General features: G+C 64.7%; 11 protein-coding genes. 7 read left to right on the top strand and 4 right to left on the bottom strand.

Annotated elements, in window-relative coordinates:
- Window positions 1-145: 145 nt before the first annotated feature.
- The 4 genes from AC1DIO_RS26445 (at window position 146) to AC1DIO_RS26430 (ending at window position 5,610) form a co-directional block, all read left to right on the top strand.
- Window positions 146-2,596 carry a penicillin-binding protein 1A gene (locus AC1DIO_RS26445; RefSeq protein ID WP_441505390.1) on the top strand — a complete coding sequence of 817 codons (2,451 nt, stop codon included), beginning with the start codon at window positions 146-148 and terminating at the stop codon, window positions 2,594-2,596.
- A gap of 120 nt (window positions 2,597-2,716) precedes the next feature.
- Window positions 2,717-3,229: a DUF1697 domain-containing protein gene (locus AC1DIO_RS26440; RefSeq protein WP_441489996.1), complete on the top strand. Its 513-nt coding sequence runs from the start codon at window positions 2,717-2,719 to the stop codon at window positions 3,227-3,229.
- Window positions 3,230-3,349: 120 nt separating this feature from the next.
- Window positions 3,350-4,478 (top strand): peptide chain release factor 2 gene (gene prfB, locus AC1DIO_RS26435; RefSeq protein ID WP_441489997.1). Its coding sequence is split into 2 segments (ribosomal slippage): window positions 3,350-3,418 and window positions 3,420-4,478, totalling 1,128 coding nucleotides; the frame shifts between segments, so codons are not numbered across the junction.
- 16 nt (window positions 4,479-4,494) lie between these two features.
- Window positions 4,495-5,610 (top strand): SGNH/GDSL hydrolase family protein, encoded by a 1,116-nt coding sequence (locus AC1DIO_RS26430; RefSeq protein WP_441505391.1) that lies wholly within the window; start codon window positions 4,495-4,497, stop codon window positions 5,608-5,610.
- A gap of 372 nt (window positions 5,611-5,982) precedes the next feature.
- Here AC1DIO_RS26430 and mdoH read toward each other — a convergent pair whose 3' ends face one another.
- Window positions 5,983-8,142 (bottom strand): glucans biosynthesis glucosyltransferase MdoH, encoded by a 2,160-nt coding sequence (mdoH, locus tag AC1DIO_RS26425; protein WP_441505597.1) that lies wholly within the window; start codon window positions 8,140-8,142, stop codon window positions 5,983-5,985.
- Window positions 8,143-8,147: 5 nt separating this feature from the next.
- A complete protein-coding gene (locus tag AC1DIO_RS26420) occupies window positions 8,148-9,584 on the bottom strand; it encodes an OpgD/OpgG family glucan biosynthesis protein (protein WP_441489999.1) in 1,437 nt (478 codons plus the stop codon).
- Between the two features lie 442 nt (window positions 9,585-10,026).
- On the opposite strand from AC1DIO_RS26420, the gene glmU reads away from it, so the two are divergent.
- Together glmU and glmS are read left to right on the top strand one after the other, a co-directional pair.
- The gene (gene glmU / locus AC1DIO_RS26415) at window positions 10,027-11,406 is read left to right on the top strand and encodes a bifunctional UDP-N-acetylglucosamine diphosphorylase/glucosamine-1-phosphate N-acetyltransferase GlmU (protein ID WP_441490000.1); all 1,380 of its coding nucleotides are present in this window, start codon (window positions 10,027-10,029) and stop codon (window positions 11,404-11,406) included.
- Between the two features lie 107 nt (window positions 11,407-11,513).
- Entirely contained in the window at window positions 11,514-13,340 is a 1,827-nt protein-coding gene (glmS, locus tag AC1DIO_RS26410; RefSeq protein WP_441490001.1) for a glutamine--fructose-6-phosphate transaminase (isomerizing), read from the top strand.
- A gap of 19 nt (window positions 13,341-13,359) precedes the next feature.
- Here the strand turns inward: glmS and AC1DIO_RS26405 are convergent, their stop codons facing one another.
- Window positions 13,360-13,758, bottom strand: a complete 399-nt coding sequence (locus AC1DIO_RS26405; protein ID WP_441490002.1) for a YbaN family protein — start codon at window positions 13,756-13,758, stop codon at window positions 13,360-13,362.
- A 166-nt stretch (window positions 13,759-13,924) separates the two neighbouring features.
- Between AC1DIO_RS26405 and AC1DIO_RS26400 the strand changes: the two genes are divergently transcribed.
- A complete protein-coding gene (locus AC1DIO_RS26400; RefSeq protein WP_441490003.1) occupies window positions 13,925-14,608 on the top strand; it encodes a DUF502 domain-containing protein in 684 nt (227 codons plus the stop codon).
- Window positions 14,609-14,645: 37 nt separating this feature from the next.
- On the opposite strand, the gene AC1DIO_RS26395 is transcribed toward AC1DIO_RS26400, so the two are convergent.
- The gene (locus AC1DIO_RS26395) at window positions 14,646-15,479 is read right to left on the bottom strand and encodes an AraC family transcriptional regulator (RefSeq protein WP_441505392.1); all 834 of its coding nucleotides are present in this window, start codon (window positions 15,477-15,479) and stop codon (window positions 14,646-14,648) included.
- Window positions 15,480-15,483: the final 4 nt, after the last annotated feature.

Genomic DNA, 15,483 nt, shown 5'->3' with positions numbered 1-15,483 from the left:
GCCGTGTTATAGACCTGATTTGGAAGCGACGAGGACGAGAGCTGGGAGCGAGACGGTGGCAGCCGTTTCTTGCACGAGATCGGCTCTGTTGCGGCGAACCCGGCGAGACCGGTCACTGCACAGCAATCAGGGGCATGGGCCTTAGATGCGGTTTATTCTGCGACTCTTCGGGTGGCTATTCGCTGCGGGCACGATCGTATTCGTCATCGGCGCGGTCGTGGCCGGCGGGTTCATCTGGCATTATTCGAAGGATCTGCCCGACTCGGCGCAGCTGCGGAACTATGAGCCGCCGGTGATGAGTCGTGTGCATGCCGGTGACGGCAGCCTGATCGCCGAATTCGCCCGCGAGCGCCGCCTCTATCTGCCGATCCAGGCGATTCCCAAGCTGGTCGTCGACGCCTATCTCTCGGCTGAGGACAAGAATTTCTACAAGCATATGGGTGTCGACCCTGAGGGGCTTGTCCGCGCGGCGATCACGAATTTTCGCAACCGCGCGTCCGGTCGCCGGCCGCAGGGCGCCTCGACCATTACCCAGCAGGTTGCGAAGAACTTCCTCGTCGGCTCGGAGCAGTCGCTGGAGCGCAAGATTCGCGAGGCGCTGATCGCGCTGCGCATCGAGGGGACCTATTCCAAGGACAAGATCCTCGAGCTCTACCTGAACGAGATCTATCTCGGAGCTCCGGCACCAGGGCAGGGCAGCTACGGCGTTGCCGCTGCCGCACTGAATTATTTCGGCAAGTCGGTGCATGAGCTGAACCTGCAGGAGGTCGCCTATCTCGCGGCTCTGCCCAAGGCTCCGACCGACCTTCACCCCTTCCGCAATCGCGAACGGGCGATCGAGCGTCGCAACTACGTGCTCGATCGCATGGCGGAGAACGGTGTGGTCAAGCGCGAGGAGGCCGAGGCCGCCAAGAAGCAGCAGCTCGGCGTCAACCCGCGTACGATTTCACCCAACAACATCGCGGCCGGCTATTTTGCCGAAGAGATTCGTCGCGAACTGCAGGATCGCTACGGCGAGAAGAAGCTGCTCGAGGGCGGCCTTTCCGTGCGCGCCACCGTCGATCCCAAGATGCAGCTGCTTGCCCGTAAGTCGCTGGTCGACGGGCTCGTGCGCTTCGACGAGGCGCGCGGCTGGCGCGGTGCCATCCAGAAGCTCGACATCAGCGCGCGCGACTGGGGCATTGCGCTCGGCGACTTGCCGGTGCTCGGCGACGTGGCGCCCTGGCGCCTTGCCGTCGTGCTCGATGTCAGTGGCGACAGCGCGCGACTCGGCCTGCATCCGGGACGCGAGAATTCCGGTCATCTCCGGACCGAGCGCGATACCGTGACGCTGACGGGTGACGGCATCCGCTGGACCCGACGCGCCCGCGTCGCCCAGGCCGTCTCGGTCGGCGATGTCGTCTATGTCGAGCCGATTGACAGCAGGCCCGGCCAGGTCCGCCTGCGCCAGATGCCCGAGGTCAACGGTGCCATCACCGTGATGGATCCGTATTCCGGCCGCGTGCTGGCCATGGTCGGCGGCTTCTCGCATGACCAGTCGGAGTTCAACCGCGCGACGCAGGCGCTGCGCCAGCCGGGCTCGTCCTTCAAGCCTTTCGTCTACGCCACTGCGCTCGACAACGGCTATACGCCGTCGAGCATCGTGCTCGACGCGCCGATCGAGGTCGATCAGGGCGGCGGCCTCGGTGTCTGGCGGCCTGAGAACTATGATGGCAAGTCGACCGGGCCACGCACCCTGCGCTACGGCATCCAGTTCTCCAAGAACCTGATGACGGTCCGCCTTGCCAAGGATGTCGGAATGCCGCTGATCGCGGAATATGCCCGTCGCTTCGGCATCTATGACGACATGCTGCCGGTGCTCTCGATGTCGCTCGGCGCCGGTGAAACCACCGTAATGCGCATGACGGCGGCCTATTCGATGCTGGTCAACGGCGGCAAGCGCATTCGTCCGACCTTGATCGACCGCATCCAGGATCGCTTTGGTGGCACGATCTATCGTCACGATCAGCGCGTCTGCGAAGGCTGCAATGCTGACAAATGGGCGAGCCAGAAGGAGCCGCGCCTGATCGACAATCGCGACCAGGTGCTCGATCCGCTGACGGCCTACCAGATGGTTTCACTGCTCGAAGGCGTGGTGCAGAACGGCACGGCGCAGGTGGTCAAGTCGGTCGGCAAGCCACTCGCGGGCAAGACCGGCACGACCAACGAGGCCAAGGACGTCTGGTTCGTCGGCTTCTCGCCGGATCTCGCGGTCGGCGTCTATATGGGCTTCGACAAGCCGAAGTCGCTGGGCAACTCGGCGACGGCCGGCCAATATGCCGCTCCGATCTTCCGCGACTTCATGATGGCTGCGCTGAAGGACAAGCCGGCGACGCCGTTCCGCGTGCCGGCCGGCATCAAGTTGATCCGCGTCGATCCGCGCAGCGGCATGCGTGCCGGTGGCGAAGGCGGCATTCTCGAAGCCTTCAAGCCGGGTACCGCTCCGCCCGACAGCTACTCGGTCATCGGTGCTGCGGGTGAGGGTGGCGGCGCGCCGTTCAACGTCTCTCCCGGCGGCGGGCGCAGCGTCGGGTCCGGCACCGGCGGCCTGTACTAGATCCGTTATCGCCGGCGTGGGAGCGAAGGCCAGATCGGCCCCGTGTCTCGCGCCGGCGTTCTGTATCCCGGCCGGCGAGGGCGCCGGCATTGGGCCGAACTCTGCATGCGGCGAGACGCCATGACGGCCTATATAGCCCTGTTGCGCGCGGTTAATGTCGGGGGAACGGGAAAACTCCCGATGACCACTTTGAAGGCGATGTGCGAGGAAGCTGGCCTTAGCCAGGTGCGCACCTATATCGCCAGCGGCAATGTGGTGTTCACGAGCGATGCGGACGAAGCGCAGATCAAGTCGGTGCTCGAGGACAAACTCCGGACCCATGCGGGAAAGCCAGTCGGTGTGCTGGTCAGATCTGCCGCCGAGATGTCCGGGGTGCTGGCGCGCAATCCCTTTTCGGACAAGCCTGGTAACCGCACGGTGGCGATCTTCGTCGACGAGCCGCTTCCCGCTGACACCCTGGACCATGCCCGCGGTATCCGGGGTGAGCTGGTGCATCTCGCCCAGCGCGAAGTCTATATCTTTTATGGCGACGGGATGGCGGATTCACGCTTGCGCATTCCGGCCTGCGACCCCGGCACGGCGCGCAACATGAACACGGTGGCGAAGCTCGTGGAGATGACTGCACCTCTCTGATGGCCTCGCGGAGGCTGGAAAACATTCTGTGCCGTTTACACCCGCGCCTTTCGCCCCTATCTGAACAGCTCCGTCCGGCATGCCGGATCGAATCCCATCAAGGAAAGTTCTGCTGGCATCATGCGTCCTGAAGTTCAGACCCAACTTGATAACGCCAAGCAGTCGATTGGACTGCTGAGGAGGCATCTTTGACTGGGATGTCGCACAACGACGCCTCGCGGAGCTGAACGCACTTTCCGAAGGCCCCACCTTCTGGGACGATGCCGAGCAGGCACAAAAGCTCATGCGCGAGCGGACCTCGCTCGAAGACCAGATCAACGGCATCCTGAAGCTCGAGCGCGATCTCGACGATGCCCTGACGCTGATCGAGCTGGGCGAGATGGAGAGTGATGCCGCCTCCATCACGGAAGGCGAAGTCGCGATCAAGGCTGTCGAGCAGGAAGCGGCACGCCGGCAGGTCGAGACACTGCTCTCCGGAGAGGCCGACATGCTCGATACCTATGTCGAAATCCATCCTGGCGCCGGCGGTACCGAAAGCCAGGACTGGGCCGAGATGCTGCTGCGCATGTACCGGCGCTGGGGCGAGCGGCGGAAGTTCAAGGTCGAGATGCTCGACTATCAGGATGGCGATCAGGCCGGCATCAAGTCGGCGACGCTGCAGTTCAAGGGCCACAATGCCTATGGCTGGCTGAAGACCGAATCGGGCGTGCACCGGCTCGTGCGCATCTCGCCATTCGATTCGAACGCCCGCCGGCAGACCAGCTTCGCATCCGTCTGGGTCTATCCCGTCGTCGACGACCGGATCGTTATCGACGTCAAGGAATCGGATTGCCGGATTGACACCTACCGCGCCCAGGGCGCCGGCGGGCAGCACATCAACACGACCGATTCGGCGGTGCGCATCACGCATATCCCGACGGGGATTGCGGTCACCTGCCAGCAGGAGCGTTCACAGCACAAGAACCGCGCCAAGGCGTGGGACATGCTGCGCGCCCGCCTCTACGAGGTCGAGCTGAAGAAGCGCGAGGAAAAGGCGAATGCCGAGGCGGCCTCCAAGACCGATATCGGCTGGGGCCACCAGATTCGCTCCTATGTGCTGCAGCCCTATCAGCTGGTGAAGGACCTGCGCACCGGAGTGAGCTCGACGGCGCCGTCGGACGTGCTCGACGGTGATCTTGACCCGTTCATGGAGGCGTCGCTCGCGCAGCGCGTCTATGGCACCGAGGTCGAAGTCGAGGATATCGACTAGAGCAATGAGCGGGAGCATGACGGTGGAGAAACCTCGCTCCCGCCTGCGCAACGGCCTGATCAATCTTGGCGTGTCGCTGGCCAGCCTGCTGGTGTTTCTCGCGTTTTGCGAGCTTGTTCTGTTTCGCTTCGTGCTGCCGGGCAGCGACGTGCCGCGCAACGACTTCGCCAATGAACTCGTGCGCTATGCTCCGAACCAGACCGGCGTCTGGCGCGTGCGCGACGAGATCGCGGCGCCATTCTCGATCAACGCCAAGGGGTGGAATTCGCCCTTGCCGGATTATCCGGCCGAGCGCATTCCCGGGCGTCGACGGGTCGCCTTTGTCGGCGACAGCTTCGTCGAGGCCCTGCAGGTTCCGGTCGGGCGCAGCGTCGCCGACGTGATTCAGGGTGGCCTTGCCAGCGCGGGCCCCGTCGAGGTCTACCGCTACGCCATCGCCGGGGCACCCTTCAGCCAATATATCCAGATGATCGACCGTGAGGTGCTGGCGGCGAGGCCGGACCAGATCGTCGTGCTGCTGGTCCATAACGACTTCGACGAGAGCTTTGTCTTCACGCCGGGCCGGTATACGTCGAGCTTCCTGAAGCTGCGTGTCGAGGGCGGCAAGGTTCTAGGCGAGATCGCGCCTGAGCCCTGGCGTCCCCGCGCCGTGGAGTGGCTCAGGCAGACCGCGACGGCGCGCTATTTCCTCTATCGCTGGCAGGTGCGCCCGCAGGCTCTGCTGGATGCGTTCCTCGGGCCGGCCCAGGCCGAGGATACGCGCTTTGCGGCCAATATCGATGTCGCGTCGGTGCTGAGTCGCGAGGCCGATATCCGCGCCGCGACGGATTACATGATGGTCCGCCTTGCGGCGCAGGCCCGCAGTATCGGCGCCCAGTTGCTGGTGGCCATGGATGGCGATCGCAGCGCGATCTACGCCGGCCGCCCCGACAGCCCGGCGCTGAAGCTCAACCGTATCGCCGCCGAGGCCGCATCACGGGCGGGGATCGCCTTCCTCGACCTGCACCCCGTCTTCGCCGAGGACTGGGCTCGCAACCAGCGGCGATTCGAGTTCGCGGCGGATGCTCACTGGAACGAGAATGGCCACGCCGTCGCCGCTCGGGCGATCCAGGATGTCCTCACCAGGCAGTGAGCAGCCCGAGGACTTAAGCGCCAGACGGCGAATGCGCGTTGGCACGAGGCTGGTGATTTCGGCTGGGATGATGCGGAACCGCGGATCTTCCGGCGACCGGAAAGCCCAGGGAACCCTGACCGGGCCAGTGAAGGCTCTCTTCCCGCATGGGCCACAGCTCCGAGCCGCCGAAGCCGCCCGGCCGGGATGCTGGTTTGAATGCAGCGTGCTCTGAGGCCGCAGCCGCTTGCGAAGCGACCGGGCGCTCAGAAGGCGGCCATGTAGCGAATGGCTGACGCTCAAGCGCAGCGTCGCGGGTATGCAGGGCAGACGACGACCGGCGATCTGTTTCCCGTCCCCCGCCGTCGCTCCGAAACTGACGAGCTTCCCCGTCTAGTCCTTCGACGGCTGCAACGAGGACAGCAAGCCAACCAGAGCGCGGTCGTGAAGCACGACCATACGTTCCCTCGGCTTCAGCCAGATCGCGGCCTCGTCGATCGTTTCCGCGTCGACCAGCTTTGCCTGTGCGACGGCGCGCTCGGGCTCGACTTCACCGCGGCGGCGCGGATGCCCCTCGGGGAGCATCATGTCGTGCTCGGCACGCAGGCGCGGATCGGCATGCAGCGCCTTGAGGCCGTCGGCTTCGTCGAAGCCCGCCTTGGCGAATTCCTCCTGCAGCGCATTGGCACGCAGCGCGATCGCCGGCGGGTCGCCTTCCTCCGGCGTCACCAGGAGCTTGTGCCGCTTCAGCCAGAGCCCGAGCGCGAGCTGGCCCGATGCCCAGGACAGCGGAATGGCCAGCACGAGACCCACGATCGTCGGCGACATCCAAGCGAAGAGCGAGGTCGCGATCATGAAGGCCGAGATACCGGCGATGGCGCCGAGTGCGGTGTGCATTCGGTGGCGCCGGATGATGTCCTTCAACGGAATCGAGCCGTCGTCGCGGCGCTGCGGGTTCCAGCCCGTGTCGCGTCCGAGCAGGATCTGGAAGACCGAACCCGATTGGATCAGCATCATGATCGGCGCGAAGAAGGCGGAGAACAGGATCTCGAGCAGCGACGAGAGAATAAGCCGGATGGTACCGCCGCAGGCGCGCCGCAGCTTGCCGTCGAACAGGGTCAGCAGCAGCCCAAAGAGCTTTGGTGCGAGCAGGATCGCCATGGTGAGGGCGAACAGGTTCAAGGCGCGCTCGGGGTCGAAGCGCGGCCAGACCGGGAAGAGCGTGAACTCCTGGGTGAAGTATTCAGGGCGCGCGTAATTGACCTGCAGCACGATCAGGATGCCGACCACGAGCTGCATCAACCAGAACGGCGAGGCGAGATAGCCCATGATGCCGGTGGCGAAATGCTGGCGCGTCGACCAGACGAAACCCTTCGCGCCGATGATGCGCGAGTGCTGGAGATTGCCCTGCGCCCAGCGGCGGTCGCGCACTGATATGTCGATCAGGGAGGGCGGGCTCTCCTCATACGAACCCGTCAGGTCGGGAAGCATATAGACCGACCAGCCGGCGCGGCGCATCAGCGCGGCCTCGACGAAGTCATGGCTCAAGACATGTCCGCCGAAGGGCGGCTTGCCGTTCAGATCGGGCAGTCCGCAATGATCGGCGAAGGCCTTGGTGCGAATGATCGCGTTATGGCCCCAGTAATTGCCGTCGCGGCCCGACCACATGGCGAGGCCGGTCGCGATCACCGGTCCGTAGACCCGTGCCGCGAATTGCTGCAGCCGCGCGAAGAAGGTGTTGCGATTGATGATCAGCGGCAGCGACTGGATGATTCCTGCGTCGGGATCGGCCTCCATCGCGACAGCGAGGCGCACGATGCAGGTGCCGGTCATCAGGCTGTCGGCGTCGAGCACGACCATGTGCTCGTAGTCACCGCCCCAACGGGTGACGAAATCGGCGATGTTGCCGGCCTTGCGGTGATGGTTCTTCGGGCGGTGCCGGTAGTAGACGCGCGCGCCGGGGCCGAGCCGTTCACGCAGAGCGAGAAAGGCGCGCTCCTCGGCGATCCAGACATCAGGATTGGTCGTGTCCGAGACGATGAAATAGTCGAAATGCGCCCCGAGGCCCGTGGCCTCTACCGATTCCCGGATCGCGGCCAGCGCCGCGAAGGTTCGCGCGGTCGACTCGTTGTAGATCGGCATCACCACGACGGTGCGATGCTGGAGGGATTCCGCCCGTTCGGTCCGGCCGGTCCTAAACAGCAGGCCGAAGAACCCCATCAGTGCGCTGGTGAAGGCGAGTGCGATCCACGAGAAATTGACCGTGAACAGCAGCAGCAAGACGTACTGCAGGAAGGTCGTGCGGCTGACCGACACGACATGGTACATTTCCCAGGCGCCATAGGCGGTGAGCGCGAGACCGCCACCGAAGACGAAGAGGCGCTTCAGCCACGGCGTCGTCCAGGCCAATGGTGCGGCGGGCTTGCGGCGTTCCGAGGCCTTCCAGCTGCGGAAGGACTGGACCGGCATCACCAGCCGGTTCTCAGGCGGGGTCGCTGCCTCCGGACGGGGCAAGCCCGGACGGGGAGCGGTTTCGACCGCGCGCGGCGGCATCTCGGTCACCACGTCCATCGATTCAACCACGTTTCCGATACGGGCTGGCCGCCGGCTTCGAGCACAAGGCGCAGTTCGGAGAGATTCTCATTGCCAGGGTCGACCTCGAAGCGGACCCGCATCAGCTTGCGTTCCGGATAAGGCCAAAGACGCAAACCCTGGATCGCCCCGGTCGTCGCCGTGATATTGGCGCGCGTCGCGGCAACCACAGCGGGGTCCGCCAGCTTGTCACCTGTGAACTCGACCATGAACCGTCGACGCCGACCCTGCGTGCCGCGGCCTTGACGCATGCGCGTGGCCAGGGCGAGCGGTGGTCGCTCGGGTGGCTGCCAGCACCAGGCCTGGCGATAGGCGATCGTGGTTTCGCTGCCCGCGGCGATCGGCTGGCGCGGCCGCCAGTAGGAAATGATGTTGCTGTTGATGTCGGAATCGCTTGGGATCTCGATCAGCTGGACTGAACCGGCTCCCCATTCTCCAAGCGGCTCCATCCAGACGCTGGGGCGAAGCTCGAAGCGCTGGTCGTCATCCTGGAACGCTGCCGGATCGCGCTCCCGCTGGACGAGACCGAAGCCGCGCGGATTGGTGTCGACGAAAGAAGAGACCTGCAGATTGGTCGGGTTGCTGACCGGGCGGTAGATCCATTCGCCGGCGCCGGTGAGCATCTGGACACCGGAGACCTCGTGCACGGCCGGGCGGACGTCGTCGAAGGTCCGGCGGCTCTGAGGCCCCGACATGAAGGTGCCCGTGGTGCAGCCGAAGCCGACATGGTCCAACACCTGCCGCGCGAACAGGGTCATCTCGACATCGATGAATGTGACGTCGCCGGGGCGCAGAGTCATCCGGGCCGCACCTGACAGGCTCTCGGAATCGAGCAGGGCGTGAATCACGAGCATGCCCGATGCCGGATTGGGGCGCTCGATCCAGAAGGCGCGGAAGAAGGGAATCTCCTCGCCCCGCGTCTCGCCGGGACGCAGGATCAGCGCGCGCGCCAGCGCACCGAAGTTCTGGCCGCGCGCCACGGCGCGGAAGAAGGTCGCGCCCTGGAAGATCGCAACCTCGTAAGGCCGCTCGAGCCCGGCGGAGACCCGGAAGCCGGAGAACTGCAGATCGACGCCCGCCGGGGGGGGAGCAACCTTGCCGTAGTCGAACTTGCCGCGATCGAACGCAACGCGGCGCACGACATCGTCTTCGACCGTGAACAGGCTGACGGGAGCAGAAAAGACGTAGCCGCGATGCAGCGGCTCGACCGTGAAGCCGCGGTTCTCTCCAGCCCAGATCAGGCCGCCGGGTTGCGCACGAATCCCGGAGAACTGGTCGAAGGGCAGGGTGGCGTAGCCTTCGGGCAGATCATTGGTCGTCACCGGAACCATCGGGCGCCGCGACAGCATGCGGGCGGCCTCGACAACCAGTGCGGCATCGAAACGCTGACCTTCCGCGATCACCGACTGTACAGTTGCGGCCCAGCTGGCCTGAGAAAATGCAGGGCTCGTGCCCATAAGCGGCGCGGCGGCGAGGCTGTACGCCGCACCCTCCAGAAACCATCGGCGATTCAAGGATTTCGACATTATTTCCAACATACGCGGGCGGCGCAGTCGCACCCCAGCGCTTCTAGATCATTTCCCGGCTGGCTGAAAAGCGGTCGCCGCTTAAAAATTGCGTGCGGCCAGCGACTTGGGCAACGCGTTTGCGTTGCCGGCGGAAAGGTATTGCCATTGCGTCTCGCCCCTCGAATACGCCGGCCGAAGATCTCTCCGGAGGTTTTGGCAAATGCCATCAGGATCGGCTATCCACGGCGACCGCAATGCCACCATGCACCAAATCGCCCACGCGACACCGTCAGGGTCACGGGAGCGAAAGGCTAGATCCGCAGGGAAGCCGACAATCATGACCGAAATACAGCCCGGACGTACCTGCCTTGCAGTTATTCTCGCCGCGGGCGAGGGCACAAGGATGAAATCGCAGCGCCCGAAGGTGCTGCATGAGATGGCCGGCCGCTCGCTGCTCGGTCATGCGCTCGCGGCAGTTGCTGCGGCGGGGGCAGATGCGGTCGCGGTGGTGATCGGGCCGGATCGGCCGGACGTCGCAGCCGAGGTCGAGGCGCTCCTGCCGTCGGCACGCGTCTTCGTCCAGGCCGAGCGCCGCGGCACGGCGCATGCGGTGCTGGCGGCGCGTGCGGCGCTGGCCGAGGGCTATGACGATATCCTCGTCGCCTTCGCGGATACGCCGCTGGTTCGGCCCGAGACCTTCCTGTCGCTGCGGGCTGGGCTCGCCGATGGTGCGCCGGTTGTGGCGCTGGGATTCGAGGCTGCCGACCCGACTGGCTACGGGCGGTTTGTGATGCGCGACGGCGTGCTGGAAGCGATCGTCGAGCACAAGGATGCGAGCGCGGCCGAGCGGACGATCCGGTTCTGCAATGCCGGGCTGATGGCCTTGGACGGTCGGCACGCACTTGCCATTCTCGATTCAATCGGCAGCTCGAACGCCCAGAACGAATTCTATTTGACCGACGCCCCGGCGCTCGCTCGCGCCAAAGGCTTGAAGGTGGTCGCGCTGAGCGCCCCCGAAAGCGAAGTGCAGGGCGTCAATGACCGCGCCCAACTCGCTGCTGCGGAAGCAGAGTTCCAGCGCCGCAAGCGCCTGGCGGTAATGAAGGAGGGTGCGACGCTGATTGCGCCCGAGACCGTGTTCTTCAGCTACGACACGACAATCGGCAGCGATGTCCTGATCGAACCCAATGTCGTTTTTGGCCCCGGCGTCAGCGTTGCCGATGGCGCGGTGATTCATGCCTTCTCGCATCTGGAGGGCGCCGAGGTTGGCCCGCAGGCGAGTGTCGGGCCTTATGGCCGGCTGCGCCCCGGCGCGAAGCTGGCGCGCAAGGCCAAGGTCGGGAACTTCGTGGAGATCAAGGCGGCGGATATCGGGGAAGGAGCCAAGGTCAGCCATCTCACCTATATCGGGGATGCGAGCGTCGGCGCCGAGGCCAATATCGGTGCCGGTACGATCACCTGTAATTATGACGGATTCTTCAAATACAAGACGACCATCGGTGCCGGCGCCTTTGTCGGTTCGAACTCGTCGCTGGTTGCCCCGGTGACGATCGGCGATGGGGCTTATGTCGGCTCCGGTTCGGTCATCACCTCCGATGTTCCGCCTGACGGGCTGGCGATCGCTCGCGGCAGGCAAGTCGGGCGGGACGGTTGGGCGAAGGTGTTCCGAGATAGGGCAAAGGTCAGGAAGCTGAGCGCGGCCAAGAATACGGATTGAATCGACGCCGAAACCGCCTGTTCACAGTCTGACATTCAACGTGATTGGGTGTTTTTGGCGTTCGCAGCTACACGGGCCGGCAACGGCAACACTCAAAGAGGTCGGGCATGTGTGGCATTGTGGGGATCCTGGGCAAGGAAGCCGTAGCCATTCAGGTGGTCGAGGCGCTGCGGCGGCTCGAATATCGGGGTTATGATTCCGCCGGCGTCGCGACGCTGGAGAAGGGTCTGCTCACGCGCCGCCGTGCCGAGGGCAAGCTCAGGAACCTCGAGATCCGCCTGTCGAACGAGCCGCTCGATGGGATGATCGGCATCGGCCATACGCGCTGGGCGACGCATGGCAAGCCAAACGAGACCAATGCTCACCCGCATGCGACCGAGAAGCTCGCGGTCGTGCATAACGGCATCATCGAGAACTTCCGCGAGCTGCGCGCCGAGCTCGAAGCTGCGGGCCGCGTCTTCGAGACCGAGACCGATACCGAGATCGTCGCCCATCTCGTCACCAGCGAGATGGAGCGGGGCAAGAATCCGGTTGCGGCGGTTGCAGCCAGCCTGCCACGCCTGCGCGGTGCCTTTGCCCTCGCATTCCTGTTCCAGGGCGAGGAAGACCTGTTGATCGGCGCTCGCAAGGGCTCGCCGCTCGCGGTCGGCGTCGGCGATGGCGAGATGTATCTCGGCTCTGACGCGTTGGCGTTGGCCCCTTTCACCAATCTCATCGCCTATCTGGAAGAAGGCGATTGGGTCGTGCTCCATCGCAAAGGCGCGACCTTCTACGACGTCACGGGCGCGCAGGTGGAGCGTCGCGCGCAGCGGGTCGCCGCCGGCACCTTCCTGGTCGAGAAGGGCAACTACCATCATTTCATGGCCAAGGAGATCCACGAGCAGCCGGAGGTCGTCGGCCATACGCTGACGAAGTATCTGGACATGGCTGCGGGAACCGTGCGCCTGCCCTTCGATGCCCCCTTTGACTGGAAGGCGCTGTCGCGGCTGTCCATCTCGGCCTGCGGAACCGCCTATTATGCGGGACTGACGGCGAAGTACTGGTTCGAGAAGCTGGCGCGGTTGCCCGTCGAGATCGATGTCGCCTCCGAGTTCCGCTATCGCGAGGCGCCGCTGCCCAAGGACGGTCTCGCGCTCTTCGTTTCGCAATCGGGTGAAACCGCCGATACGCTTGCCTGCCTGCGCTACGCCCGTCAGGAAGGGCAGCACGTCCTTGCCGTCGTGAACGTGCCGACCTCGACAATCGCGCGAGAGAGCGATGTCGTGGCGCCGACCCTGGCCGGGCCGGAGATCGGCGTGGCTTCGACCAAGGCCTTTACCTGCCAGTTGACCGCGCTCGCGAGCCTGGCCCTTGCGGCGGCTCGCGCCCGCGGCACGCTTTCGGAGGCGGAAGAGGCCCGATATGTCCGCGAGCTGATCGCGCTGCCGGGATTGATGGCGCAGGCATTGACGCTGGAACCCGAGATCGAGAAGCTCGCCCGAAAGCTGTCGAAGGCACGCGACGTGCTCTATCTCGGCCGGGGCACGAGCTTCCCGATGGCGCTCGAAGGCGCTCTGAAGCTCAAGGAAATCAGCTATATACACGCCGAAGGTTATCCGGCAGGTGAGCTGAAGCATGGTCCTATCGCACTGATCGACGAGGACATGCCGGTCATCGTCATCGCACCGCATGATACGCTGTTCGAGAAGACCGCCTCCAACATGCAGGAGGTCGCGGCACGTGGCGGCCGGATCATCCTGATCACCGACGCCAAGGGCGCTGCCGAATGTGGCATCGAGCCCGAGGTGACGATCGTGATGCCGGATATGGACCCGCTCTTCGCACCGATCGTCTATGCAGTCCCGATCCAGATGATCGCCTATCAAACGGCCGTCTTCATGGGCAAGGACGTCGACCAGCCGCGCAACCTGGCAAAATCCGTCACTGTCGAGTGATCAATCCTCGGTCGAGTGATCAATCCTGGCGGGTCGGCTCCGGCCGGCTCGCGACATAGCTTCCGGCGGCGAGCAGGCTGGCGCCGCTGGCCCAGAGCGCGACAGGCGGAGCGTCGCTCAGCGCCACCAGTCCGAAGCTGAACAGCATGGAGCCGCAGGCGATCCATTTCGCCCGACGGTCGATCGCGCCGGTTGCGCGCCAGCGACGGACGTGCGGACCCAGCCTGGGATGGCCAAGCAGCCAGGCCTCGAAGCGAGGCGAAGACCGCGAAAAGCACCAGGCCGCGAGAATCAGGAAGACTGTTCCCGGCATCAGCGGCAGCACGAGGCCGATAACCCCGATTCCCGTGAACACCCAACCAGCGGCGAACATCAGCGGCCTGTACCAGCGGCGGAGTTGCCGGGGTGTTTCGGTCACGAAATCCATCCGCATTCGCGTCGGCACGTGAGACGGGGCTGGTCAGCAGCACCGGCTCGGCTATCCTGCTCATATCGCGATGCAGCGCCGCCGAGGCAAGCACGCCCTGTGGAGATCGGATTCCCGGACCGCCATGACGTTAGACGGCCCTCCTGATCCCAGCCACATGCTTCAGCCGGATTTGCTGCGGCCGACTGCGGGCACGCGGCTACGCCGCTATTTCCTGACCGGGCTCGTGATCGCGGGGCCGCTGGCGATCACCGCTTCGGTGACCTGGTGGTTCATCAACCTGATCGACGGGGTGGTGAAGCCGCTGATCCCCAACAATTATCTGCCCGAGACCTATCTGCCTTATCCGATCCCCGGCTTCGGGCTGGTGATCGGATTGATCGGCTTGACGCTGCTCGGCTTCCTGACGGCCAACCTGGTCGGGCGTACCCTGCTCGATGCTGGGGAGGCGATCCTGCACCGGATGCCGGTGATCCGCGGCCTCTACAAGGGCGTGAAGCAGGTTTTCGAGACGATATTCTCGCAATCGGGCACATCGTTCCGCAAGGTCGGCATGGTGCAGTTCCCGCAGCCGGGCATGTGGTCCATCGTTTTCATCTCTCAGGAGGCGGCGCCCGAGATCAGCTCACGGCTGCCGGATGGCAGCGAACAGATCGGCGTCTTCCTGCCCTGCACGCCGAACCCGACCACGGGTTTCTTCTTCTACCTGCCGCGTCGCGAGGTGGTGGAGCTTTCAATCTCCGTGGAGGACGGCGCCAAGCTCATCATGTCCGCCGGGCTGATCCAGCCGGGGGAGAATGGCTCGAAGGCGCCACCAGGCAACGGCAAGTCCCAGAACTGATCTGCGGACTTGCCGTCCTTTTTGGTCCGGGAGGTCGTCAGGCCTTCAACGGAACCCAGATTTCGACGGTTCCGGTACCGCTTTGCGGATCGAAGCGCTCGTCATAGCGCTCGAAGCTCGGCCCTTCCGAGGCTTTCCAGCCCTTCTTCGGCAGCCAGTCGCGCCAGATTGCGTCGAATGTGCCCTTGATGCCCGAGATATGGCCGTGATGCAGGAACACGACATAGTTCTGCTCGGGAATGCGGATGCGGTCGAATTCGGGTGGCAGGTCGGAAAAGGATTTCACCTCGACGCCAGCGAGATAGTCGAAGCTGCCCTCGTCGTCGGCGTTGTAGCAGACCCCGTAGCCGATGCCCCCGATCTGGCCCGGGACATGGCCGAAATGCGGGGTGAGCTTCTGCCAGAGCGACGGAATGCCGGCAGTGGTCTCATAGGTGTAGCGGCTGCCGAACCCGGCAACGAGCATGCTCTTGCCGGTCAGTGAGCGGGGTTCTTCCAGGATAACGGTTGGGCTTGCGTCCATGACGATGGGCTCCACGAGCTTGAGCGCCGAGAGGTCGCGCCGCTCGCGCAGTTCTTCGGGCGTGAGGCCGAATTGCTCGCGAAAGGCGCGGGTGAAGGCCTCGTGAGAGCCGTACCCCCAGTCCAGCGCGACGGAGAGGATGTCCGGCGCGCCATTCGCCAGTCTCCGGGCGGCTTCGGTCAGCCGGCGTTCGCGCACATAGCGCATCACCGAGCGGCCGGTCGCGTTGCCGAAGGCGCGGCAGAGATGGAAGCGCGAGACGCCGCTGACCGAGGCGATCTCGTCGAGCGAGATCCCGGAGGCGAAGCGGCTCTCGACGCACCACACGGCTTTGCTGATTGGGTCCATTGTG

It is taken from the genome of Allobosea sp. 05T439, assembly GCF_056396005.1.
The sequence above is the reverse complement of the archived record's forward strand: the minus strand, read 5'-3'. Positions and strand labels throughout refer to the sequence as shown.

Excerpts from the sequence above, each read along its gene's own strand:
- AC1DIO_RS26445 (WP_441505390.1), top strand. The coding sequence starts at position 146 with ATGCGGTTTATTCTGCGACTCTTCGGGTGGCTATTCGCTGCGGGCACG.
- AC1DIO_RS26395 (WP_441505392.1), bottom strand. The coding sequence starts at position 15,479 with ATGGACCCAATCAGCAAAGCCGTGTGGTGCGTCGAGAGCCGCTTCGCC.
- AC1DIO_RS26400 (WP_441490003.1), top strand. The coding sequence starts at position 13,925 with ATGCTTCAGCCGGATTTGCTGCGGCCGACTGCGGGCACGCGGCTACGC.
- glmU (WP_441490000.1), top strand. The coding sequence starts at position 10,027 with ATGACCGAAATACAGCCCGGACGTACCTGCCTTGCAGTTATTCTCGCC.
- AC1DIO_RS26440 (WP_441489996.1), top strand. The coding sequence starts at position 2,717 with ATGACGGCCTATATAGCCCTGTTGCGCGCGGTTAATGTCGGGGGAACG.
- AC1DIO_RS26430 (WP_441505391.1), top strand. The coding sequence starts at position 4,495 with ATGACGGTGGAGAAACCTCGCTCCCGCCTGCGCAACGGCCTGATCAAT.
- mdoH (WP_441505597.1), bottom strand. The coding sequence starts at position 8,142 with ATGCCGCCGCGCGCGGTCGAAACCGCTCCCCGTCCGGGCTTGCCCCGT.
- glmS (WP_441490001.1), top strand. The coding sequence starts at position 11,514 with ATGTGTGGCATTGTGGGGATCCTGGGCAAGGAAGCCGTAGCCATTCAG.